At 70.7% G+C, this 22,181-nt stretch carries 22 protein-coding genes; 8 read left to right on the top strand and 14 right to left on the bottom strand.

Annotated features, from left to right (window positions below):
• Positions 1-170 precede the first annotated feature (170 nt).
• Both ABZV06_RS30605 and ABZV06_RS30600 read left to right on the top strand, forming a co-directional pair.
• Positions 171-461 carry a hypothetical protein gene (locus ABZV06_RS30605; RefSeq protein ID WP_355233530.1) on the top strand — a complete coding sequence of 97 codons (291 nt, stop codon included), beginning with the start codon at positions 171-173 and terminating at the stop codon, positions 459-461.
• Between the two features lie 85 nt (positions 462-546).
• Positions 547-2,352: a protein-arginine deiminase family protein gene (locus ABZV06_RS30600; RefSeq protein ID WP_355625688.1), complete on the top strand. Its 1,806-nt coding sequence runs from the start codon at positions 547-549 to the stop codon at positions 2,350-2,352.
• A 225-nt stretch (positions 2,353-2,577) separates the two neighbouring features.
• On the opposite strand, the gene ABZV06_RS30595 is transcribed toward ABZV06_RS30600, so the two are convergent.
• The 4 genes from ABZV06_RS30595 to rfbA form a co-directional block, all read right to left on the bottom strand.
• Positions 2,578-2,772: a hypothetical protein gene (locus tag ABZV06_RS30595; protein ID WP_355233526.1), complete on the bottom strand. Its 195-nt coding sequence runs from the start codon at positions 2,770-2,772 to the stop codon at positions 2,578-2,580.
• A gap of 67 nt (positions 2,773-2,839) precedes the next feature.
• Entirely contained in the window at positions 2,840-4,198 is a 1,359-nt protein-coding gene (gene pafA / locus ABZV06_RS30590) for a Pup--protein ligase (RefSeq protein WP_234581936.1), read from the bottom strand.
• Between the two features lie 68 nt (positions 4,199-4,266).
• Positions 4,267-4,890 (bottom strand): dTDP-4-dehydrorhamnose 3,5-epimerase, encoded by a 624-nt coding sequence (rfbC, locus tag ABZV06_RS30585; RefSeq protein ID WP_355233523.1) that lies wholly within the window; start codon positions 4,888-4,890, stop codon positions 4,267-4,269.
• On the bottom strand, positions 4,887-5,774 hold the full coding sequence (gene rfbA / locus ABZV06_RS30580; protein ID WP_355625686.1) for a glucose-1-phosphate thymidylyltransferase RfbA: 888 nt from the start codon (positions 5,772-5,774) through the stop codon (positions 4,887-4,889). Before rfbA ends, rfbC begins: the two co-directional genes overlap by 4 nt.
• An 89-nt stretch (positions 5,775-5,863) precedes the next feature.
• Between rfbA and rfbB the strand changes: the two genes are divergently transcribed.
• The 4 genes from rfbB to ABZV06_RS30560 all read left to right on the top strand — a co-directional run bounded on the left by rfbB (position 5,864) and on the right by ABZV06_RS30560 (position 9,397).
• The gene (gene rfbB / locus ABZV06_RS30575) at positions 5,864-6,865 is read left to right on the top strand and encodes a dTDP-glucose 4,6-dehydratase (protein ID WP_355233521.1); all 1,002 of its coding nucleotides are present in this window, start codon (positions 5,864-5,866) and stop codon (positions 6,863-6,865) included.
• Between the two features lie 159 nt (positions 6,866-7,024).
• Positions 7,025-7,396 carry a DUF2304 domain-containing protein gene (locus ABZV06_RS30570; RefSeq protein ID WP_007459918.1) on the top strand — a complete coding sequence of 124 codons (372 nt, stop codon included), beginning with the start codon at positions 7,025-7,027 and terminating at the stop codon, positions 7,394-7,396.
• Entirely contained in the window at positions 7,389-8,090 is a 702-nt protein-coding gene (locus tag ABZV06_RS30565; RefSeq protein WP_355233519.1) for a glycosyltransferase family 2 protein, read from the top strand. Before ABZV06_RS30570 ends, ABZV06_RS30565 begins: the two co-directional genes overlap by 8 nt.
• The gene (locus ABZV06_RS30560) at positions 8,087-9,397 is read left to right on the top strand and encodes a polysaccharide biosynthesis protein (RefSeq protein ID WP_355625684.1); all 1,311 of its coding nucleotides are present in this window, start codon (positions 8,087-8,089) and stop codon (positions 9,395-9,397) included. Before ABZV06_RS30565 ends, ABZV06_RS30560 begins: the two co-directional genes overlap by 4 nt.
• Positions 9,398-9,655: 258 nt before the next feature.
• Here ABZV06_RS30560 and prcA read toward each other — a convergent pair whose 3' ends face one another.
• From prcA to arc, 7 genes are all read right to left on the bottom strand, one after another.
• Positions 9,656-10,486, bottom strand: coding sequence for a proteasome subunit alpha (prcA, locus tag ABZV06_RS30555; protein WP_355233515.1), 831 nt, complete (start codon positions 10,484-10,486; stop codon positions 9,656-9,658).
• 62 nt (positions 10,487-10,548) lie between these two features.
• Positions 10,549-11,388: a proteasome subunit beta gene (prcB, locus tag ABZV06_RS30550; protein WP_355233513.1), complete on the bottom strand. Its 840-nt coding sequence runs from the start codon at positions 11,386-11,388 to the stop codon at positions 10,549-10,551.
• On the bottom strand, positions 11,307-11,672 hold the full coding sequence (locus tag ABZV06_RS30545) for an endonuclease VII domain-containing protein (RefSeq protein ID WP_355625682.1): 366 nt from the start codon (positions 11,670-11,672) through the stop codon (positions 11,307-11,309). Before ABZV06_RS30545 ends, prcB begins: the two co-directional genes overlap by 82 nt.
• 314 nt (positions 11,673-11,986) lie before the next feature.
• On the bottom strand, positions 11,987-12,202 hold the full coding sequence (locus tag ABZV06_RS30540) for a ubiquitin-like protein Pup (protein ID WP_088948111.1): 216 nt from the start codon (positions 12,200-12,202) through the stop codon (positions 11,987-11,989).
• Positions 12,203-12,306: 104 nt separating this feature from the next.
• On the bottom strand, positions 12,307-13,824 hold the full coding sequence (gene dop / locus ABZV06_RS30535; protein ID WP_355233508.1) for a depupylase/deamidase Dop: 1,518 nt from the start codon (positions 13,822-13,824) through the stop codon (positions 12,307-12,309).
• A 125-nt stretch (positions 13,825-13,949) separates the two neighbouring features.
• Positions 13,950-15,914: a hypothetical protein gene (locus ABZV06_RS30530; RefSeq protein WP_355625680.1), complete on the bottom strand. Its 1,965-nt coding sequence runs from the start codon at positions 15,912-15,914 to the stop codon at positions 13,950-13,952.
• 131 nt (positions 15,915-16,045) lie between these two features.
• A complete protein-coding gene (arc, locus tag ABZV06_RS30525; protein ID WP_355233504.1) occupies positions 16,046-17,830 on the bottom strand; it encodes a proteasome ATPase in 1,785 nt (594 codons plus the stop codon).
• Positions 17,831-18,008: 178 nt separating this feature from the next.
• Between arc and ABZV06_RS30520 the strand changes: the two genes are divergently transcribed.
• The gene (locus ABZV06_RS30520) at positions 18,009-18,302 is read left to right on the top strand and encodes a ferredoxin (protein ID WP_355233502.1); all 294 of its coding nucleotides are present in this window, start codon (positions 18,009-18,011) and stop codon (positions 18,300-18,302) included.
• Between the two features lie 47 nt (positions 18,303-18,349).
• Here the strand turns inward: ABZV06_RS30520 and ABZV06_RS30515 are convergent, their stop codons facing one another.
• From ABZV06_RS30515 to ABZV06_RS30505, 3 genes are read right to left on the bottom strand one after another with little or no spacing between them, the layout of a single operon-like run.
• A complete protein-coding gene (locus tag ABZV06_RS30515; protein ID WP_355233500.1) occupies positions 18,350-18,922 on the bottom strand; it encodes a hypothetical protein in 573 nt (190 codons plus the stop codon).
• Positions 18,923-18,950: 28 nt separating this feature from the next.
• On the bottom strand, positions 18,951-19,889 hold the full coding sequence (locus ABZV06_RS30510) for a tRNA (adenine-N1)-methyltransferase (protein WP_355625690.1): 939 nt from the start codon (positions 19,887-19,889) through the stop codon (positions 18,951-18,953).
• Positions 19,890-19,933: 44 nt separating this feature from the next.
• Positions 19,934-21,088: a site-2 protease family protein gene (locus tag ABZV06_RS30505; protein ID WP_355625678.1), complete on the bottom strand. Its 1,155-nt coding sequence runs from the start codon at positions 21,086-21,088 to the stop codon at positions 19,934-19,936.
• 77 nt (positions 21,089-21,165) lie between these two features.
• On the opposite strand from ABZV06_RS30505, the gene ABZV06_RS30500 reads away from it, so the two are divergent.
• On the top strand, positions 21,166-22,080 hold the full coding sequence (locus ABZV06_RS30500; protein WP_355233496.1) for a RecB family exonuclease: 915 nt from the start codon (positions 21,166-21,168) through the stop codon (positions 22,078-22,080).
• The last annotated feature ends 101 nt before the right edge of the window (positions 22,081-22,181 follow it).

Raw genomic sequence — 22,181 nt, 5'->3', positions numbered from 1 at the left:
CCCCACCCCCACCCCCCACCCCCACCCCCTGACCCCGCGTTGATCATGAAGTTATTGCGCGCCGCCCCGGCGTGTCGTGGCAACAACTTCATGATCAACGCAGGCGGTGCTGGTGGTCTGGGGATCAGCGGATTACTGGGCGTTGGTCTTGGGGTAGGGGCTCGACGTTCATGATCGGCTCCCGCGTCGTCGTCGCCGCCGACGGGCCGGGCGGGCGGAGTTGCCCGCACCGGCGCAGGATGGGCCGAGACCGCTGGGGCGCGCAGTGCGGGCGGACGGCCCGCACCGGAACCCGATGCGGGCGGACCACCCACGTCGGCGACGGCCAACGGATACCCGAGGGCGCGACCCGGCTGGGCCATCTCTGGCCCCGGTGGGTCACCGACGGACGCCGGCACGACGGTCAGGCGCGGACCGCCGACCACGCCGGCCCGCGTCCCGGCATCGGGCCGCTTCCCTGACGGTTCGGTGGGCGAGGCGATCCACGAACAGTTTCCAACCGAACGCTGACCGTTCCCTGACAAGTCGTCGTTAGCGTCCACGCCCATGAATCGATCCACCACGTGGGCGGTGGCCGGCCTGACCGCCGTCGCCCTGACCGTTGCGCCCGTTCCGGCCTCGGCCGCGGACAGCAGCGGCGCCCAGCTCCAGGAGGTCACTCCGGGCGGGCTGTTCCTGGCCAACATCGACGACGACGCGAACGCCTGCCGGTCGGCGGCCCAGCGGATCACGAGCGAGGCGGTGGCCCGCGAGGAGGCCAACGAGCAACGTTTCAGCGACGAGAAGGATGCCCTCGCCCAACTACCGGACCAGGAGCAGGCCGAGAGGGACTTCCTGGCCCTGCGTCGGTCGCACCGGTGGGAGCAGAACCTCGCCGACCGGCAGCTGGCCGCGTGCAACGACGCCGCCGACGCGGTGGTGAACGGTGCCGCAGACGAGCGGGACCTGTTCCGGTTGCGGGTGACGCCCTGGTCGAACGCGCCGGCCGCCGCCACCGCGAGGGTGACGACGAGCGGCAAAGTGCGGCTGTTCGTGAAGCGCGCCCGCTGGGAGGTGGCGGACGTCCTGACGGTCGCCGAGCTGCGCCGAGGCGTCGACCTGGGCCTGGAGGGCACCGACGTCGTGCGGGACCGGGCCGACTGGGACGGCACGGCGGTGGTCACCCTGACCGTCACCGTCGCGGGCGCAGCCACCACCCGTGCGGTACGTCTGCGGGCGGCACCCGTGCTCACCCAGCTCAACACGCAACGACTGCAACGTGTGTTCGCCGCCGAATCCGATGACGAGAACGTTCGCGGCTGGCATGCCGAGATCGCCAAGGTGGCACCGCTGACCACCCTGGCGACCGCCGACGACGGCTGGACGCAGGACCTGTTCGAACCGGCGTACCAGAAGGTCGACGGGAACGGCATGCGGGTGCTCGTGCCCTCGGTGAACGACCGGCACCGGCAGGCCGCGCGCGCCGCCTACACGCAGCTGCGGGGACGCGACGTGGCGGTGGCGCACATCGCCGACGTGCCGCAGGCCGACAGCGACGACGACAACACGTACGACTCGATGGGCAACCTGGAGACCATGCCGCCCACGCCGGGTCACCCGAACGGGACGATCGTGGTGGGCGGCACGCCCTCGGCGCGGGTCATGACGTTCTTTCGGGCACAGGGCGCGCAGGACGTGGTCACGGTGGACACCGGCTGGCTGACCGTCGGGCACGTCGACGAGTTCATCCAGTTCCTGCCCGTCGACGGCGGATGGAAGGCGATCGTCGCCGACCCGGCCGCCGGCCTCACGATGCTGGCCGGCGTGCCGCAGAAGGAGAAGCTGCACGGCAACCTGCCGACGTTGGAGTGGCCCTACGACGAGCGCATCGACAAGCGCACCGTCGCCGAATTCCGCGCCGACGACCAGTTCGTCGACACCAACCGCATCGCCGCCCGCCGGATCGACCAGAACATCGCCACGCTGGGCCTGCCGGCGTCCCGGATCGTCCGGATTCCGGTCCTGTTCACCGCCCGCAGCTTCGACTGGGCGCTGGCACAGAGCGCGATCGACGGCATGGACGACGGACCGGAGAAGGACGACGCGATCGTCGCCCTCAACGCCATGCGGTACGCCGTCGGCGAGACCCCCAACCTGATCAACGGGCTGGTGGTCAACGGCAACCGGTACGTCGCGCCCAAACCGTACGGTCCTCTGCTCGGCGGCCACGACGTGTTCGAGACCGCCGCCACCCGGGCACTGGCGACGGTGGGCTACCAGGTCGGCTACGCGGACGATCTCACCTCCGCGCACGTGGGCGAAGGCGAGATCCACTGCTCGACGAACACGTTCCGGGACTACCTCACCTCGTGACCGACACACGAGGACGGGACGGGTCGCAGGGCGTGGCGAACCACCATCGGATCCCTATTGGAGCCTCACAGCTTCCTGACAAGTGGTCAGTAGCGTCATGCCCATGAGAGCACACGAGCACATCGGAACGACCGCCAACGGCGACTGGGCAATCGACACGGACACGACGACCAGCAGAGAGGGTGAGCACGGCACGCAGCGCTGACCGGACCGGGACAACGCGGTTCAGGACAGGAAGATCAGAGCGAGCCAGCCACCCACGATGACCACCAGCGCCACGGCCAGCACCCAGGTCGGCACGGTGTACTCACCGCGTCGGTTGCGGTCGATCTCGGCACGGATCTTTTCCCGCCGACGTTCGACCCAGTTCTGCCGCTCGGCGCCGCGCTCGGTGCGGTCGGGTGGTCCGGAAGTCGTCATGGCGCGCTCAGCCTACCGGTTGCGCCGGCCCCGGCGGTGAACACCACCGCCGGGGCCGGTGTACCCGTCACATGCTGGCGATCAGCCGCTCCACCCGCTCGTCGTACGCGCGGAACGGGTCCTTGCAGAGGACGGTGCGCTGCGCCTGGTCGTTGAGCTTCAGGTGCACCCAGTCGACGGTGAAGTCGCGCCGCTTCTCCTGGGCGTGCCGGATGAACTCGCCGCGCAGGCGCGCCCGGGTGGTCTGCGGCGGGGTTTCCTTGGCCTCGAAGATCTCCGGGTCGGTGGCGACCCGGTCCACCTCGCCACGGCGCTCCAACAGCCCGTAGAGGCCACGGCCACGGCGCACGTCGTGGTAGGCCAGGTCCATCTGCGCCACCCGGGGATGCGACAGTGGCAGGTCGTGCTTGCGCTGGTACCGCTCGATCAGCCGCAGTTTGCTGACCCAGTCGATCTCGCGCGAGACCGGCTCGAGGTCGCCGCTCTCGACCGCGTTGAGCACCCGGCCCCACAGCTCGACGACCCGCTTGGCGGCCTGGTCGCCGCCACGACGCTCGACGAACTCGGTGGCCTTGGCCAGGTACTCCTGCTGGATGTCCAGAGCGCTGACCTCCTTGCCGGAGGCCAGGCGCACCTTGCGGCGGCCGGTGATGTCGTGCGACACCTCGCGGATGGCCCGGATCGGGTTCTCCAGCGACAGGTCGCGCATGACGACACCGGCCTCGATCATCCGCAGCACGATGTCGGCGGTGCCGACCTTGAGCAGCGTGGTGACCTCGTTCATGTTCGAGTCACCGACGATCACGTGCAGGCGCCGGTAACGCTCGGCGTCGGCGTGCGGCTCGTCGCGCGTGTTGATGATCGGGCGGCTGCGGGTCGTCGCCGAGGAGACGCCCTCCCAGATGTGCTCGGCCCGCTGCGACAGGCAGTAGACCGCGCCCCGCGGCGTCTGCAGCACCTTGCCGGCCCCGCAGATCAACTGCCGGGTCACCAGGAAAGGGATGAGCACGTCGGCGAGCCGACCGAACTCCCCGTGCCGGGACACCAGATAGTTCTCGTGGCAGCCGTACGAGTTGCCGGCCGAGTCGGTGTTGTTCTTGAACAGGTAGATCTCACCTGCGATGCCCTCGTCGTGCAGCCGCTTCTCCGCGTCGACGAGCAGCCCCTCCAGGATCCGCTCGCCGGCCCGGTCGTGGGCCACCAGGTCGGTCACCGAGTCGCACTCCGGTGTCGCGTACTCCGGGTGTGACCCGACGTCCAGGTAGAGACGGGCCCCGTTACGCAGGAACACGTTGCTCGACCGACCCCAGGACACGACGCGCCGGAACAGATACCGCGCGACTTCGTCCGGGGACAGCCGCCGCTGCCCGCGATAGGTGCAGGTGACGCCGTACTCGGTCTCGAGGCCGAAGATTCGCCGCTCCATGATGAGACATTAGCCGCCCGGAGGCCCGGTTCGTCACTGTCACACCACAGGTCGTGCCCGAGGGGCGGTCACATACCGGCCGAGTGCGACATTCCGTCCGGGCCGAGGCTCGCCACGAACCGCCGGCAGGAGTCGTACTCCGGCAGCAGGCCGCTCTCGCGGGCCTGCGCGAGGGTCGGCGCGGCGTCGTCGCGCGCGGACAGCAGCGGCACCTCGGCGGGCCACTCGATGCCCAGCTCCTCGTCCAGCGGGTGCACCGCGTGCTCGCCGGTCGGGTTGTACGTGGCCGAGCACAGGTAGCTCAGCGTCGCGTCGTCGGTCAGCGCGCAGAACCCGTGCCCGAGCCCCTCGCTGAGATAGACCGCCCGCCGGTCGGTGTCGTCCAGCCGGACGCCCTCCCAGCGGCCGAAGGTCGGCGAGCCCACCCGCAGGTCCACGATCACGTCGAGGACCGCGCCGCGCACGCAGGTCACGTACTTGGCCTGCCCCGGCGGTACGTCGGCGAAGTGGATGCCGCGCACCACGCCCCGCGCGGAGACCGACAGGTTGGCCTGGGCGAGGCGCAGCGGGTGCCCCACCGCCTCGGCCAGCTTGTCGAAGCGGTACCACTCCATGAACATGCCGCGCGGATCGCCGTGCTGCTGGGGGCTGATCTCCCAGGCGCCCTCGATGCTCAGCTCGCGGATCTTCACCGGCCCACGCGCCCCTCGTTCTTCTCGGCCAGCAGCCCGAACAGGTACTCGCCGTACCCGCTCTTGACCAGTGGCTCGGCGAGCACCCGCAGCTGGTCGTCGTCGATGAGGCCGGCCCGCCAGGCCACCTCCTCGACGCAACCGATCTTGAGGCCCTGCCGCTCCTCGATCACCCGGACGAACTCGCCGGCCTGCATCATCGAGGCGTGGGTGCCGGTGTCCAGCCAGGCGGTACCCCGGTCGAGCAGGGTGACGGACAGCTCGCCCGTCTCCCGGTACACCTCGTTGACCGCCGTGATCTCCAGCTCGCCCCGGCCGCTGGGGGTGAGCTTGCCGGCGATGTCGACCACCCGGTTGTCGTAGAAGTACAGCCCGGGCACCGCGTAGCGGGACTTCGGCCGCGCCGGCTTCTCCTCGATCGAGAGCACCCGCCCCTCGGCGTCGAACTCCACCACGCCGTACTCCTGCGGGTTGGCCACCGGATAGGCGAACATCCGGCCGCCGACGACCTCGCTGTGGGCGGCGAGCTGCCGACCCAGGCCGACACCGTGGAAGATGTTGTCGCCGAGGATCAGGGCCACCGACTCGGCGCCGATGAAGTCCGCGCCCAACAGGAACGCCTGGGCGATGCCCTCCGGGCGGTCCTGCGTCGCGTACTCCAGCCGCAGCCCGAACTGGCTGCCGTCGCCGAGCAACCGGCGGAACTGGTCCTGGTCCTCCGGAGTGGTGATCACCAGGATCTCCCGCACCCCGGAAATCATCAGGGTGGAGAGAGGGTAGTAGATCATCGGCTTGTCGAAGACCGGCAGCAGCTGCTTGGACACTGCCCTGGTGATCGGCCAGAGCCGGGAACCGGTACCGCCGGCGAGTAGAATTCCGCGCACCTGGGGAGCTTAGCCGCAACCAGCCCGCCGGCATGTCGCAGGTCGCCGCCGACATGCCCGCGTACGCCTTCGCGTACACTCCTGGACCCGTGAGGATCCTCGTCACCGGCGGTGCCGGATTCATCGGTTCGGAGTACGTCCGCATGCTGCTGGGCGTGCCCGGCGGCACGGCCGAGGGCGTGCCAGCGCTCGACCCGGCCGGCGTGACAGTGCTCGACAAGCTCACCTACTCGGGCAACCTGGGCAACCTCGACCCGGTGCGCGACGACCCGCGGCTGCGGTTCGTGCAGGGCGACATCTGCGACCCGACCGTCGTCGACGAGGTGGTCGCCGGGCACGACGTGATCGTGCACTTCGCGGCCGAGTCGCACGTCGACCGCTCGATCGCCGGCGCCGCGCCCTTCGTCACCACCAACGTGCTCGGCACCCAGACCCTGCTCGACGCCGCGCTGCGCCACGGCACCGGCCGTTTCGTGCACGTCTCCACCGACGAGGTGTACGGCTCGATCGACGAGGGCTCCTGGACGGAGACCTGGCCGCTCGCCCCCAACTCGCCGTACTCGGCCTCGAAGGCCGGCTCCGACCTGCTCGCGCTGGCCTACCACCGCACCCACGGCATGGACGTGGTGGTCACCCGCTGCTCCAACAACTACGGGCCGTACCAGTTCCCCGAGAAGGTCATCCCGCTCTTCGTCTCCAACCTGCTCGACGGCGGCACCGTCCCGCTCTACGGCGACGGCGGCAACATCCGCGACTGGCTGCACGTGCACGACCACTGCCGGGGCATCGCGATGGTCCAGCAGAAGGGCCGCGCCGGCGAGGTCTACAACATCGGCGGCGGCACCGAGCTCACCAACAAGGAGCTGACCGGCCTGCTGCTGGAGGCCTGCGGCGCCGGCTGGGACCGGGTCGTCCCGGTCACCGACCGCAAGGGCCACGACCGTCGCTACTCGCTGGACATCACCAAGATCAATCAAGAGCTGGGGTACGCCCCGAGCATCGACCTCACCGACGGTCTGGCGCAGACCGTGCAGTGGTACCGCGACAACCGCGCCTGGTGGGAGCCGCTCAAGGCGGCGCCGACCGCATGACCCGACCGATCAGTCCCCCCGTTTAGCCCCCCGACCGGCGTACAGTCTGCTAGGGAACGGCCGTTGGGCCGCCGCTGGTGTGTCACCCCTTCCGGGCGGGCGCACCACCCTGGCCGCCAGGTACGCCTCCGCCGCTCCACCCGCCCCGTGGAAGGTCGCATGAAGCTCACCCTCGTCACCGGCCTGACCGGCCTGATACTGCTGGCCACCATCGTCGAGCTGCTGCGCCGCCGGCAGCTCCGCGAGAAGTACGGCATGCTCTGGCTCTGCGTCCTGGTGATCGTCATTCCGCTGTCGCTCTTCCCCCGCCTGCTGGACAACGTCGCCGAGTTGCTCGGCGTCCAGTCCGGCGTGAGCCTCGTGCTCTTCCTCGGCATCGTCTTCCTGCTGCTGGTCTGCGTGCACCTCAGCTGGGAGGTCAGCGCCCTGGAAGAGGAGACCCGCACCCTGGCAGAAGACTTCGCCCTGCTACGCGCCGAGATCGACGCGGACCGGGCGGCCCGAGACGAACTGGTGTCGCACGATGGTTAACGGCAAGCGGGTCCTGATCATCATCCCCGCGCTCAACGAGTCCGGCTCGATCGCCGACGTCGTCGGCGAGGTCCGCGGCGAACTGCCCGGCGTCGACGTGCTGGTCGTCGACGACGGCTCCACCGACCGCACCGCCGCCGTCGCCGCGGCGGCCGGCGCCCGGGTCGCCAAGCTGCCGTACAACCTCGGCGTCGGCGGCGCCATGCGCCTCGGCTACCGGTACGCCCGCGACCACGACTACGACGTGGCCATCCAGATCGACGCGGACGGCCAGCACGACCCCCGGTACGTGCCGAAGCTCGTCGACCTGCTCGACGACACCGACCTGGTGATCGGCGCCCGGTTCGCCGGCGAGGGCGACTACAACGTCCGCGGCCCCCGCCGCTGGGCCATGGTCATGCTCTCCGGCGTCCTCTCCCGCGTCGCCCGCACCAAGCTCACCGACACCACCTCCGGGTTCCGGGCCGCCAACCGCCGCGTGATCGACATGTTCGCCACCTGGTACCCGGTCGAATACCTGGGCGACACGGTCGAGACGCTTGTGCACACCGCCCGGCGGGGCTACACCATCCGCCAGGTCCCGGTGGCCATGCGCAAGCGGATGGCGGGCACCCCCAGCCACTCCCCGGCCAAGGCCATGATCTACCTCGGTCGCGCCTTCGCCGTCCTCACGTTGGCGCTCATTCGCCGGTGATCCGCCGGCTCCTGAGTCTCGTCCCACCGGGCACCGTCGCCGTCGGCGCCGGCCTGGCCCTGCTGGGGCTCGCCTCCTACGTCCACCTGGCCGTCGCCGGGCACAGCCTCACCGTGGCGGACTACGGCAGCCTCTCCGTGCTGTGGACGATCGTCTTCACGCTCGGCATCGGCCTGTTCATGCCCGTCGAGCAGGAGGTCGCCCGACTCGTCGCCGGCCGGCACAGTCAGGGTCACACCCCCGGGCCCGTACTGGCCCGGGGGGCCGCCCTGGCCCTCGGTCTGCTGGTCGCCATCGTCGCGCTGATCATCGCCGCCCGTGGCCCGCTCGCCGACCGCTTCTTCGCCGGCGACGACACAATGGTCGCCGTCCTCATCGGGTCGCTCGCCGCGCTCGCCGTCGCGCACACCACCCGTGGCGTGCTCTCCGGCCTGCAACTGTTCCCCTGGTACGGCACCCAACTCGGCGTCGACGGCGGCCTGCGCATCGCCCTCGTCGCCCTGCTCGGCCTGACCGGTGTCACCTCCCCCGTCTGGTTCGGCGCGGTGCTGATCGTCGCGCCGCTGATCGGCGTGGCGGTCACCGCCGCACCGGTCCTGCGGGCCATCGGCGGCGGCGTCCCCGTCGCCTGGGCCGCATTCCTGCGCGGCCTCGGTCTGCTCATCACGTCTAGCCTGCTGTCCCAGGTCGTCGTCAACATCGGCGTGATCAACGTCAAGATGCTGGACCCGTCCGACGTGGCCACCGCCGGCGCCCTGCTCTCCGCTCTGGTGCTGGTCCGGATCCCGCTGTTCGTCTTCGCCTCACTCCAGGCGTCCCTGCTCCCGGGTCTCGCCACCTCCGCCGCCACCGGCGACCGCGCCGCCTTCAACGGGCTGCTGCGCCGAGCCCTGGGCGTCGTCACCGCGCTCGGCCTCACCGGCGCCGTGCTCGCCGTACTGCTCGGCCCGTGGCTGGTGCAGACCCTCTTCGACGCGCCCGACGTCCTCGGCCACGGCGACTTCGCCTGGCTCGCCGCGGCCACCCTCGCCTACCTCTGGGCGATGGTCCTCGGTCAGGCGCTACTCGCCCTCGACCGGCACCGGGCGCAGGCCGTCGCCTGGGCCGTGGGCGTGGCCGCGCTGGTCGCCGCCACGCTCGCCCCGGTCGCCACCGCGCTGCGGGTCGAACTCGGCTACGCCATCGGCTCCGTCGTGGTCGCCGCCACCATGGCCGCCCTACTCCGCACCCGCACAAGCGGCCCGGCGCCCATGCACACCACCACCGCCCGCGACGCCGTCGCACCCGGAGTACCCGCAGGCTCCTGAACCCCCTGGCCCTGGCCCTGGCCCTGGCCCTGGCCCTGGCCCTGGCCCTGGCCCCGGCCACGGCCCCGGCGATCTTGCACTTTCTGTCGAGACAAATGCGCGCAAAAGGTGCACTCGGGCGACAGAAAGTGCAAGATCGGCGAGGCTGAAGCGGGGCTGGGCTAGGGCGGGGCTGGGCTGGGCTGGGCGCCTGGGGGGTGTGAAACGCAGGCGGCGGGCGACCCCGTTCTCCGGGCCGCCCGCCGCACACGACAGGTTCTACTTGCCGTCCGCCGGCTTGTCCTCCAGGTCGGCGGAGCCCGCCGACGTCGTCGGCTTGTGGGCCTCCGTGGTCGGCTGCGCCGGCGTGTCCGGCCCACCCGCCTCGGCCGGCTCCTCCGCCGCCGCGACGTCACCGTCGAGCAGCGCCGTCAGCGCCGCCCCCGTGATCCGCCGGAACGTACGCCCCACCCGCTGACGGTCCAGCACCGCCACCTCGAGCTGGTTCGCGGCGATCGTACGAGCCGCACCGCCCTCGCCACCGACGGTGCTCAACGCCTGCACCGCCACCCGGACCGCCTCGCCGAGCGACATGTCCGCCCGGTGCTGCGACTTCAGGACACCGGTGATCGCCTCGGCCTGGCCACCCATCGCCATCCGACCCGGCTCGTCGTTGACCGACCCGTCGTACGTGAGCCGGTACAGTTCGTCCTCGTCCGGGGTCGCCCCGACCTCCGCCACACAGATCTCCACCTCGAACGGCTTCGACTGCTCGGTGAAGATCGCGCCCAGCGTCTGCGCGAACGCGTTCGCCAGCGCCCGCCCGGTGACGTCGCGCCGGTCGTAGCTGAGACCGTTCAGGTCTGCCATCCGCACACCGGCACGGCGCAGGTTCTCGAACTCGTTGTACCGGCCGACCGCGGCGAAGCCGATCCGGTCGTAGATCTCACTGACCTTGTGCAGGGCGCTGGAGAGGTTCTCCGCGACGAAGATCACCCCGCCGGAGTAGCTCAGGACCACCGCGCTGCGACCCCGGGCGATGCCCTTGCGGGCCAGCTCGGAGCGGTCGCGCATGATCTGTTCGGGCGAGGCGTAGAACTGCATGGCCACGGCGGCGGTTCTCCTTACGGCGCTGTGCTGAGGACTGCTGACTGGTGGGGGTGGACGGGGGTTCAGCCGCCCGGGTTCTCCATCCGGCCGGCGACCACACCCTCGGCGATCGCCGCCGTCTCGGAGTCCGTCAACCGGCGCGTGCCCTCGGCGGTAGCGGTCATCACCACCGGATAGATCCGGCGGGTCAGGTCCGGTCCGCCGGTCGCGGTGTCGTCGTCGGCCGCGTCGTAGAGCGCCTCGACCGCGAGCCGGGTCGCGTCATCGAGGGACACGCCGGTCCGGAAACGCTTCTTGAGCGCCGACTTGGCGAAGAGCGAGCCGGAGCCGATGGCGTCGTAGCCGGTCTCCTCGTACGGGCCACCGGTCACGTCGAAGCTGAAGATCCGCCCAGCCCGCGCCGGGTCGCTGGCGGCCAGGTCGAAGCCGGCGAACAGCGGAACGACGGCGAGGCCCTGCATGGCCGCACCCAGGTTGCCCCGGATCATCGACGCGAGCCGGTTGGCCTTGCCGTCGAGCGAGAGCATCGCGCCCTCGATCTTCTCGTAGTGCTCCAGCTCCACCTGGAACAGTCGCATCAGCTCGATGCCGATGCCCGCGGTGCCCGCGATGCCGACCAACGAGTACGCGTCGGCGGGGTGCACCTTCTCGATGTCGCGCTGGGCGATGAGGTTGCCCATGGTGGCCCGTCGGTCACCGGCCATCACCACGCCACCGGCGGCCGAGATCGCCACGATGGTGGTCGCGTGCGGCGCCAGGTCGGCGGCCATGCCCGGCGGAAGGGGTCGACGACCGGGCAGCATCTCGGGCGCCACCCGGCTCAGGAACGTGGTGAAGGAGGACGTCCCCGCGTTGGTGAACACATCTGGTAGACGCCCGGATGGATCAAAGCCCGCTGCCACGTGGTTCCTCTCAGGTACGTGATCGCCCTGGCCAGCCTCGTAGGACTGTCACGGAACTGGCCAAGACCACCGTTGCAGTTGAAGCAGAGTATCCCGCGCACCCATCCGGTGCGATGATCGTGGTCCAGATGTTGCGGGTCCGCGCCGCCACAGATCGCGCAGACCCCCGCCCTGTTCGGCCAGGAGCTCCTGAAACTCTTTCTCCCCAATGCCGTAGCGCCGCCGCAGGTGGTACTCGCGCGTGCCGCCGTACAGCCGCTGCGCCGTCTCTTTCCCGCGGGCATTGTGGCAGGGTTTGCAGTAGCTGTGTCGGCCGCTGGTCTTGGTGGAGGTGGTGGGGAAGTCTTCCAAGGGCTTGATCTGCGCACAGTCCGGACACCACTTGAGGCCTTCGCCGACGGGCGTGGGTGACTTTCGCTGTGGGCCGATACCACGCTTACGACGACTTGCCTCCGACCGTGCAGCGGCGCAGACCTTGCAGTAGAAGGCCAGCCCGTCCTTACCTCCGCCGGTCGCGGTGGAAGTCCGAGGTGGCCAGCACTCTTTTGCACTGCGGACACGCCTTCTCGGCACTGTCCGGCAAATCAGACATATGGTATCATTCACCCCCTTTCTGGACATAGCCCCTGACGAATTCCTCGGCGTTTTCTTCCAGGACGGAGTCGATCTCGTCGAGCAGGTCGTCGACGTCCTCGGTGATCTCGGCGTGCCGCTCGGCCACCTCGGGGTTGGCCTCGGTGGTGACGTCCTCGATTTCCTCGCCCTGGCGGGACTTGCCGGACTGCGACTGGCCGCCGCTGTCATGAGTGGCCATTGCTGCCTCCTCCACGATCGTCTGCGATGAACTTACCTCGCCCGGACGACGAAAAGCCCGCCGCGCGCCGGCTTGCGGCGCGCAGCGGGCAATCGGTGTCGCGTTCAGCCGCCGGTCAGCGTCTCCAGCAGGTCCTTGGCGCTGGCGCAGCGGTCGAACAGGGCCCCGACGTGAGCGCGGGTGCCACGCTCCGGCTCCATCATCGGCACCCGGACGAGCGACTCCCGGCCCACGTCGAAGATCACCGAGTCCCAGCTCGCGGCGACCACCTCGGAGGCGTACTGCGCGAGGCAGCGGCCCCGGAAGTAGGCCCGGGTGTCCTCCGGCGGCTCGGTCATCGCGCTGCGGACCTCCTCGTCGGTGAGCAGCGTCTTCATGGCCCCTCGGGAGACGAGCCGGTTGTAGAGGCCCTTCTCCGGGCGTACGTCGGAGTACTGGAGGTCGACGAGCTGAAGCTTGTGCGAACCCCAGCCGAGCTTCTCCCGCTCCCGGTAGCCCTCCAGCAGCCGCAGCTTCGCCACCCAGTCCAACTCGTCCACGCAGAGCATCGGGTCGCGGCCGAGCCGGTCCAGCACGCCCTCCCACCGGTCCAGCACGTCGGCGGTCTGCTCGTCGACATCGGTGCCGTAGCGGTCGTCGACAAAGGACCGCACCCGTTCGAGGTACGCCCACTGCACGTCCAGGGCGGTCAGCCGGCGGCCGTCGCGCAGCCGCATGAGGTGCGTGAGGGACGGGTCGTGGCTGACCGCGCGCAGTTCGCTGACCGGGTCGGCGATGCCGAGGTCGGCGCTGAGCGCCTTCTCCTCGATCATGGTGAGGATCAGCGCGGTGGTGCCCACCTTGAGGTAGGTGGAGATCTCAGAGAGGTTGGCGTCGCCGATGATGACGTGCAGCCGGCGGTACTTGTCGGCGTCGGCGTGCGGCTCGTCGCGGGTGTTGATGATCGGTCGCTTGAGGGTGGTCTCGAGGCCGACCTCCACTTCGAAGAAGTCGGCGCGCTGGGAGATCTGGAAGCCGCTCTGCCCGCCGTCCTGTCCGATGCCGACGCGGCCGGCGCCGCAGACGATCTGCCGGGTCACGAAGAAGGGCGTCAGGTACGCCACGATGTCGGCGAACGGGGTCTGCCGGCGCATCAGGTAGTTCTCGTGGGCGCCGTAGCTCGCGCCCTTGTTGTCGGTGTTGTTCTTGTAGAGGTGGATGGGCTGGCTGCCGGGGATGGTGGCGGCGCGGCGGGACGCCTCGGCCATCACCCGCTCGCCGGCCTTGTCCCAGCGCACGATGTCGCGGGGCGTGGTGACCTCGGGAGTGGAGTATTCGGGGTGCGCGTGGTCCACGTAGAGGCGTGCGCCGTTGGTGAGTATCACGTTGGCCAGGCCCAGGTCCTCGTCGGCGAGGGCCTCGGCGGGGTCGTAGGCGGCTCCGGAGTAGGTGAAGCCGCGGGCGTCGCGCAGCGGCGACTCCTCCTCGTAGTCCCAGCGGGCGCGGCCGCCCCGGTTGAGCTCGGGCCGGGCCCCGTAGGCGTTGACCACCTGGGACGAGGTCACCATCGGGTTCGCTCCGGCCTGGCCGGGTACGGAGATGCCGTACTCGACCTCGGTGCCCATGATCCGTCTTACGCTCATCGACCTACCCGCTTCGCTCGCCCGACCCGGTCCCCGTCATGTCGAGCGTAGTCCGACTGTTCGGGGTCGGGGGCGCGCCGGTGCGGGCGGGTTACGGGTGTCGCCCCGCGCCCCGCCCGCCACGTTCAGTACTTGATGATCATTGGAACGGTGGTGACCCGGCCGCGCAGGTCCGGGTACCTGGTCAGCAGCTTGTCGACGCGTCGTTGCGCGGCCGGGTCGCTGACCAGCAGGCGGATCGGACCACGGGTTGAGCGCAGGATCTTGCGGGTGCGCTCGGGTTCCTCGAACATCGGCAGATAGATCGCCGGCTCGCTCTGGGCGGTGGTGCCCTGCAGGGCGGAGAGGCAGATCGATTCCACGTAGCCGCGGTAGCCGGTCCGGTCGAGCACGACGGTGATGGTGCCCGGCTGGTCGGGGTGGCGGCGGTAGGCCGCGGCGCAGACCTGGGCGACCCTCGACGGTTTGTCCACGCTGTGCTGGACCCAGAGCTGCGTCCAGCTCTGCTTGTCCACCACGAGCAGGCTCCGACTCCAGCCGGTGAGCCCGCAGAGGGTCACGACGGTGAGCACGGCCAGGGTGGCGGCGAGCGCGGGTACGGCGACGGCGCGGACCCGGTTCGAACGCCGTTCGGCGGACAGCACGGGCAGCAGCAGGACCAGGGCGGCGGTGCCGACGATGAGCCCGACCGTGGCGAGGTGCACGCCCTTCATGAAGTAGTAGGCGGGCTGGACGCCGGCGAGGACGTTCGCCAGGGCGATGGCGAGGGCGAAGGCGACGGCAACCAGCACGGCGGCGAGGTGCCTCCGCCAGGCCCGGTCGGCGCGGCGGGCCTGGATCACGAGGCCGATCAGGACGATCGGGGCGAAGCCGAGCAGGGCACGCCACGCCTCGGCGAGTTCCAGGCCGGCCTTGGCGTCGAGGGCTTCGGTCTGACCTGCGGCGAAGACGCCCAGTACCAGGGGCAGCGGGGCGAGCAGGGCGGTGACCAGGCCGACGGCGAAGACGGTCCGGCGGGTGTGGAGCAACTCCCGGCGGTGCGCGATCAGCCAGCCGAGCACCAGCAGCCCGGCCGGTGGGAGGAACAGGTAGTAGGTGAAGCCGATGCCGGTGAGCAGCGCGCCGAGCAGGACGAGTTGTTCCCGGTTGCTGGCGAGCGGGCGTACGACGAGCGCGGTCAGCGCGACGGCGAGCGCGAGCCCGAGCACCTCGCTGGGGTAGCCGGCGATGAGCAGGCGGGGCAGTTGGCTGCCGAGGACGAGGGCGCTGACGACGACGGTCAGGACGACCCGGTGCAGCGGGTGCAGGGGTCCGGGAAGGCGTTGGGCGGCCCAGAAGAGCGTGAGCACGAACAGGCCGAAGGTGGCGAAGCACCACCACCCGTAGTGGCCGAGGCTGCTGGCCCCGCTCGGCGTACCGGTGGCGGAGCGCAGGTGTGCGTCGAGCACGGCGGTGGTGAGGTGCCAGCCCTGCGGGTAGCGGGCGAGCAGGGAGACGATGTCGTCGCGGGCGGCCGACGGGTCGAGGAAGACGTACCCGCCGAGCCGGCCGATGGCGTCGACGAGGGCGACGTGGCGGAAGTTGTCCTCGCCGAGGGCGAGGAGGCTGAGGCGCCCGGCGAGGGTGCTGGCCCGCAGCCAGGGTGATGCGAGGTAGCCGACGACGGCGACGGTGGCGACGACCGGCAGCAGGTCGGTCCACACCGGTCTGGGCAGGCTGGGGCGTCGGCCGGTCACCGTGGCGACGACGGCGAGCGCGCTGAGGGCGGCGCCGCTGACGGCGACCGGGTGCAGCCCCCAGGGCCAGAGAGTGAAGAGCAGCCCGGCGATGGTGGTGGCGCCGACGAGCAGCAGCGTGGCGAGCACGAGCCGGTCGAGCAGGGTGCGGCCGCCGCGCAGCAGGCTGGCTGTGGCCAGCAGCACGAGCGGGGGCAGCAGCCAGGCCAGGTGCAGGGGGTACGCGACCGCGGGTACCAGCCACGCGGCCGCCAGCGCGAGGAGCAGCGTGCGGTACGAGCGGGCGGAAGGCGGGGTCCGCGGATCGACCGCGGGGCGTGCCGGCGGGTCGGTGACGGTGAGTTCGGACGGCACGCGGATCCTCGACGTTTCGCAGGGGTGGGAAGCGCCACAGCGTACCGGGTCGGGTGGGCGTGTGTGGGCCGGTGCGACGAGCGGGGCCCGGGACGCCTCGCGTCCCGAGCCCCGCTGGTGTCAGCGCGTTCTTACAGGTACTGGCCGGTGTTGCTGGCGGTCTCGATGGACCGGCCGGCCTCGGCGCCCTTGCCGCCGGAGACGAGCGTGCGGATGTAGACGATCCGTTCGCCCTTCTTGCCGGAGATGCGGGCCCAGTCGTCGGGGTTGGTGGTGTTGGGCAGGTCCTCGTTCTCGCGGAACTCGTCGACGCAGGCGTCGAGCAGGTGCTGCAGGCGCAGCCCCTTGCGACCGGAGGTGAGGAACTCCTTGATGGCCATCTTCTTGCTCCGGTCGACGATGTTCTGGATCATCGCGCCGGAGTTGAAGTCCTTGAAGTAGAGGACTTCCTTGTCGCCGTTGGCGTAGGTGACCTCGAGGAAGCGGTTCTCCTCGGTCTCGGAGTACATCCGCAGAACGACGGCGTCGATCATCGCGGCCACGGTGGCCTGCGGGTCGGTGCCGTGTTCGGCGAGGTCGTCCGGGTGCAGCGGTAGCCCGGGGAGGATGTACTTGGAGAAGATGTCCTTCGCTGCCTCGGCGTCCGGCCGCTCGATCTTGATCTTCACGTCGAGCCGACCGGGGCGCAGGATCGCCGGGTCGATCATGTCTTCCCGGTTGGAGGCGCCGATGACGATGACGTTCTCCAGCCCCTCCACACCGTCGATCTCGCTGAGCAGCTGCGGGACGATCGTGTTCTCCACGTCGGACGAGACGCCGGAGCCACGGGTCCGGAAGATCGAGTCCATCTCGTCGAAGAACACGATCACCGGGGTGCCCTCGCCGGCCTTCTCCCGAGCCCGCTGGAAGATCAGCCGGATGTGCCGCTCGGTCTCGCCGACGTACTTGTTGAGCAGCTCCGGGCCCTTGATGTTGAGGAAGAAGCTGGTGTGCTTCTCCTTGCCCTGCCGCTCGGCGATCTTCTTGGCCAGGGAGTTGGCCACCGCCTTGGCGATCAGCGTCTTGCCGCAGCCGGGCGGTCCGTAGAGCAGGATGCCCTTGGGCGGGCGGAGCTGGTGCTCGCGGAACAGGTCCGCGTGCAGGAACGGAAGCTCGACCGCGTCGCGGATCTGCTCGATCTGCGACTGGAGGCCACCGATGTCGGAGTAGTCGACGTCGGGCACCTCCTCCAGGACCAGCTCCTCGACCTCGCTCTTCGGGATCCGCTCGTACGCGTACGCCGAGCGGGGCTCGATCATGAGCGAGTCGCCGGCACGGATCGCCGAACCGATGAGGGTCTCGGCGAGGTGCACGATGCGCTCCTCGTCGGAGTGGGAGACCACCAGCGCCCGGTCACCCGGCGCGCCGTTCGGCCCCTCCAGGATCTCCTTGAGCATCACCACCTCGCCGACCCGCTCGTACCCGAACGCGTCGACGATGTTGAGTGCGTCGTTGAGCAGGACCTCCTGGCCGCGCTGCAGCTCGGCCACGTCCAGCGAGGGCGAGACGGCTACCCGCAGCTTGCGGCCGCCGGTGAAGACGTCCACCGTGCCGTCGTCGTGCTTGGCCAGGAAGACTCCGTAGCCACTCGGCGGTTGCGCGAGCCGGTCGATCTCCTCCTTGAGCGTGACGATCTGCGTGCGAGCCTCCTTGAGGGTGCTCACCAGCCGGTCGTTGTTCTCGGTCAGCCGCGCCAACTGTGCCTGGGTGGCCGCCAGCCGCTCTTCGAGCTGCCGGACGTGTCGGGGGCTTTCGGTCAACTTGCGCCGCACCAGAGCGAGTTCCTCCTGAAGGAACGCGACCTGCGTGGAGAGATCGTGGGCTTCCTTCTCCCACCGTGCGGCGCGCGAGTCCGCGTCGTCGCTGCGTGCTGCCACGTCCCACCTCCCCGGGGGGCTTGAACGTTCTGAGCTAACACTAGCCGCTATGAGCCCGATTCGGTCCCACGCAACACCCTCGTCACTGAACCTTGATCGCCAAGGGGTGGTCTGCGGGGTCGTTACCGGCGTTCGGGTACCGTCGGAGGCAGGTACGGGAGAACATGGGGGGTGCACCGTGGCCGAGGTCGCGACCGACCAGTTGCAGGTCTGGGTGGACCAGGATCTCTGCACGGGCGATGGGCTCTGCGTGCAGTACGCGCCGGAGGTGTTCGAGTTCGACATCGACGGCCTGGCGTACGTCAAGGGTGTCGACGGTGAGCTGAAGTTGGCCCCGGGCAGCCGCGTCGACGTGCCCGAGCACCTGCGACTCGAGGTGATCGACTCGGCGAAGGAGTGCCCGGGCGACTGCATCCACGTGGTGCGCGGCGACGGCGTCGAGGTCGCCGGCCCGGACGCCGAGGACGACTGAGCCAGCGCCGCGCGGTCCGCGCGGCGCTGACCCCGACGGGGTACGCCTCAGAGCATCGGGCGGCCGACGACCGAGGCGACCAGCCGCGCGAACTCCTCGAGTCGGGCGATCTGCCCGGCCCCGCCGTCGTCGAGGGTCTTGCCGAACCGCAGCGCGTCGTGCCGGGGCGTACCGGCCATCTCCTCGCTCGGCGGCGCCTCGTCCAGCGAGGTGAGCAGCAGGTAGACGTCGATGCTGTCGACCCGGATCTCGCCGCTCTCGGAGCGGTTGAGTCGCCGCCGGCAGCCCACCTCGGTGACCGTGGAGACGGGCACGACCCGCAGCGAAGACGTCATCGAGCCCGCTGGCCCCTCCTCCGGCGGCACGTCCTCGCCGTGCCAGAGGATCAACCGGCTGCCGTCGCAGACGACGACCTCCTGCCACACGCCGTTGACCTCGTTGACGAACCGTTCCAGGGTGAAGCCGAGCACCGAGGCGCCGCGCAGCACGCCGCCGAGCGCCTCCAGGGCTACGTCCGGGTCCCGGAGGTAGGCGCGGGCCGCCGACTCGAGGTCCTGGTAGGGCGACCAGTCCGGAAACACGGCGGGCAGGTCGCCGCCGCCGTAACCCGGTCGGCTCATCGGGCCGCCTCCCCCCGCTCACCGATGGTCACGGCCTGTCCATCTCCCCCGTCGAGTCGGCCTGCGCGGCGGCGGCCTGGCGGGCCGCCTCGGCCGCGCGCAGGTCCTCGCGACGCTGCACGTACGCCTCATTGCCCTTGCTGGGCTTTCGGCGACGTGGCGGCGCGGTGACGCCCGGGGCGAGTTTGCGCGCGGCGACCAGGAACGCGGTGTGCGCGATCATCCGGTGGTCGGGTCGGACGGCGAGGCCCTCGGCGTGCCAGTCCCGCACCAGCGACTCCCAGGCGCGCGGCTCGGTCCAGCCACCGCGCTCGCGCAGCGCCTCGACCAGTTCCGAGAGCTGCGGGGTGGTGGCGACGTACCCGATGAACACGCCGCCGGGCACCAGCGCCCGCTCGACCATGTCGAGGGTCTCCCAGGGGGTGAGCATGTCCAGGATGATGCGGTCGAAGCCGGTCTCCTGGCACTGCGCGACGTCACCGACGTGCAGGTGCCACGAGGGGTGCGGCCCGTTGAAGAACGCCTCGACGTTGCGCTTGGCGATCTGGGCGAAGTCGTCGCGCACCTCGAACGAGTGCAACTCACCCTCGGTGCCGACGGCGCGCAGCAGCGAGCAGCTCAGCGCGCCGGAGCCGGCGCCGGCCTCGAGGACCTTCGCGCCGGGGAAGATGTCGCCCATCGCGACGATCTGCGCCGAGTCCTTCGGGTAGATCACCTGGGCGCCGCGAGGCATGGAGAGCACGTAGTCCGAGAGCAGCGGGCGCAGCGCCAGGAACGCGGTGCCACCGCCGGAGGTGGTCACCACGCTGCCGTCGGGCAGCCCGATCAGCGCGTCGTGCGCCAGGATCCCGCGGTGGGTGTGGAACTCCTTGCCGTGCTCCAGCGTCACGGTGTGCATCCGCCCCTTGGGGTCGGTCAGCTGCACACGGTCGCCGGGCCGGAACGGGCCTCGGTGCACAGGTGTCAGCGTCCGGGGGGCGGCGTCGGCTCCGACGGTGGAGGGAGTTGCGGTCACGGTGTCATCTTCCGGTTGGGTTCGAGGAGCTGTGCCAGGTCCCCGATGTGCAGAATGCCGACGACATCTTCGCCTGACGTCACCACGTACTGCGCGCCCGGGTGGGTCTGCACGACCTCCATCACCCGTTCGCCGTCGAGACCGAGTGGCAGCGCGGGAAGCTCGGTGAGGGACCGGGCGACGGCGTCCACCGCCAGCCAGGGACGACGCTCGGCGGGGACGGCAGCGGCGGCGGCCGGATCGACGAGCGCCACCGGGCGGCCGATCGAATTCGTGACCAGTAGGGCGGCTGCGGGCTGGCCACTCTCGGCGCGGCGGCGCTGGGCCTCGGCCAGCGGCGTGCCGGTGGTCACCGGCCACACCGGCCGCGCCATCTGGGCCAGGTCGATCAGGGGGAACCGCCGGCTGACCCGCGCGGCCCGGATCGACTGCCCGGCGCCGCGCCAGAGGGTGACCGCGACCAGCAGCATGAGCGGCAGCGCCACCGGTGCCAGAGCGTGGGTGAACGTCAGCAGCCCCACCAGTGCGGCCGTGCCGACGGCGACGACGCGCCCCGCCCAGCCGGCGACCTCGGTGCCGCGGTGCCGGTCGCCGGTGAAGCCCCAGACGGCGGCCCGCAGCGCCCGGCCGCCGTCCAGCGGCAAGCCGGGCAGGCTGTTGAACACCGCGACGATGACGTTGCTCAACGCGAGCTGGAGGGCGAGCTGGTGGGCGACGGTGCCCGGGGGCAGGGCGAGCGTGGCGGCGACCGCGAGGCCGCCGAGCACCGCCGAGACCGCCGGGCCGGCCAGCGAGACCAGCAGGTCGATCCGGGGCGTCGGGGCGTCGCGCTCCATCTCGGTGTACCCGCCGAGCAGTTCGAGGGTGATTCCGCGCACACCGATGCCGTAGCGGCGGGCGGTGAGCGCGTGGCCCAACTCGTGCAGAAGCACCGAGCCGAGCAGGGACACCACGAACCCGAAGCCGATCAGGTAGCCGCTGACCTGTGGCAGATCCAACTGGCGGCGGGCGAACTCGGCGTAGAGCACGGCGACCAGCACGGCGAGCAGGAGCATGGAGGCGTTGAGGTACAGGGGCACTCCGAGCACTCGCCCCACGCTCAGACCGGGTCGCCGGTCGGACCGGCGTGGGGGCCGGGATTTCTGCTCCATCGCACCGATGCTACGGACCGGTCACCTGCGGGGCGGCTGGCGGGCGGTGTCATACCGGTGCCCTAACCTTTGCGCACATGACGGCGGAACCGGTCACCACCCCCCAGTCCTCTCCCCCGGCGCAGACGCCCACGACGGTGCGTGCCTCGCTGTCACCGTCACGGGCCGCGGATTTCAAGACCTGCCCGCTGCTCTACCGGTTCCGCAGCATCGACCGGCTGCCCGAGCGGACGACCATCGAGCAGGCCCGGGGCACGCTGGTGCACGCGGTGCTGGAGCGGCTCTTCGACCTGCCCGCGTCGGGTCGCACCCCGGCCGCGGCGGGCGATCTGGTGGCCCCGCAGTGGGATCGGCTGGTCACCGAGCAGCCGGAACTGGCCGCGATCTTCGACGACGCCGAGCCAGCCGGCCCGGTGGAGTTCCTGCGCTCGGCGGCAGGGCTGCTGGAGGGCTACTTCGCCGTGGAGGATCCGACGCGCCTCGAGCCGGCCGAACGGGAGAGTCTGATCTCGGCGGTCGTGGACGAGGAGTTGTTGATCCGGGGCTATCTCGACCGGCTGGACGTGGCCCCGGACGGCGCGCTGCGGGTGGTCGACTACAAGACCGGCGGAGCGCCCCGGGAGGCGTTCGAGGCACGCGCGCTGTTCCAGCTGAAGTTCTACGCGCTGGTGCTGTGGCGCACCCGCGGGGTGGTACCCCGGGTGTTGCGCCTGCTCTACCTGCGCGACGCCGAGGTGCTGGACTACACGCCCGACGCCGACGAGCTGGTCCGCTTCGAACGCACCGTGGTGGCGCTGTGGCGGGCGATCGAGCAGGCCACCGCCCGACAGGACTTCCGGCCCCGGCCGAGCAAACTGTGCGACTGGTGCAGCCACCAGGCGCTCTGCCCCACGTTCGGCGGAACTCCCCCGCCGTTCCCCGTCGCGGCGGCGAACGCCGACCCCCTCCGCGACGCCCGCAGCACCCCCACACCCCCCGGCGCCGACGACTAACCCACCCCACACCCCGCACCCCACCACACCCCACCCCGCCCCACCCCACCCCACCCCGCCCCGCCCCGCCCCGCCCCGCCCCGCCCCGGCCCGGCGATCTT

Origin of the sequence: Micromonospora sp. NPDC005172 (genome assembly GCF_040608555.1) — a bacterium.
Lineage (GTDB): Bacteria > Actinomycetota > Actinomycetes > Mycobacteriales > Micromonosporaceae > Micromonospora.
Note: the sequence above shows the minus strand (reverse complement) of the source record. Positions and strands in the feature narration are given on the sequence as shown.

Coding starts and splice junctions, on each gene's coding strand:
- ABZV06_RS30515 (WP_355233500.1), bottom strand. CDS start 18,922: ATGAGCCGACCGGGTTACGGCGGCGGCGACCTGCCCGCCGTGTTTCCG.
- ABZV06_RS30595 (WP_355233526.1), bottom strand. CDS start 2,772: ATGACGACTTCCGGACCACCCGACCGCACCGAGCGCGGCGCCGAGCGG.
- ABZV06_RS30565 (WP_355233519.1), top strand. CDS start 7,389: ATGGTTAACGGCAAGCGGGTCCTGATCATCATCCCCGCGCTCAACGAG.
- ABZV06_RS30600 (WP_355625688.1), top strand. CDS start 547: ATGAATCGATCCACCACGTGGGCGGTGGCCGGCCTGACCGCCGTCGCC.
- ABZV06_RS30505 (WP_355625678.1), bottom strand. CDS start 21,088: ATGGAGCAGAAATCCCGGCCCCCACGCCGGTCCGACCGGCGACCCGGT.
- dop (WP_355233508.1), bottom strand. CDS start 13,824: ATGAGCGTAAGACGGATCATGGGCACCGAGGTCGAGTACGGCATCTCC.
- ABZV06_RS30500 (WP_355233496.1), top strand. CDS start 21,166: ATGACGGCGGAACCGGTCACCACCCCCCAGTCCTCTCCCCCGGCGCAG.
- pafA (WP_234581936.1), bottom strand. CDS start 4,198: ATGGAGCGGCGAATCTTCGGCCTCGAGACCGAGTACGGCGTCACCTGC.
- ABZV06_RS30570 (WP_007459918.1), top strand. CDS start 7,025: ATGAAGCTCACCCTCGTCACCGGCCTGACCGGCCTGATACTGCTGGCC.
- ABZV06_RS30545 (WP_355625682.1), bottom strand. CDS start 11,672: ATGCCCGCGGGAAAGAGACGGCGCAGCGGCTGTACGGCGGCACGCGCG.
- ABZV06_RS30605 (WP_355233530.1), top strand. CDS start 171: ATGATCGGCTCCCGCGTCGTCGTCGCCGCCGACGGGCCGGGCGGGCGG.
- ABZV06_RS30540 (WP_088948111.1), bottom strand. CDS start 12,202: ATGGCCACTCATGACAGCGGCGGCCAGTCGCAGTCCGGCAAGTCCCGC.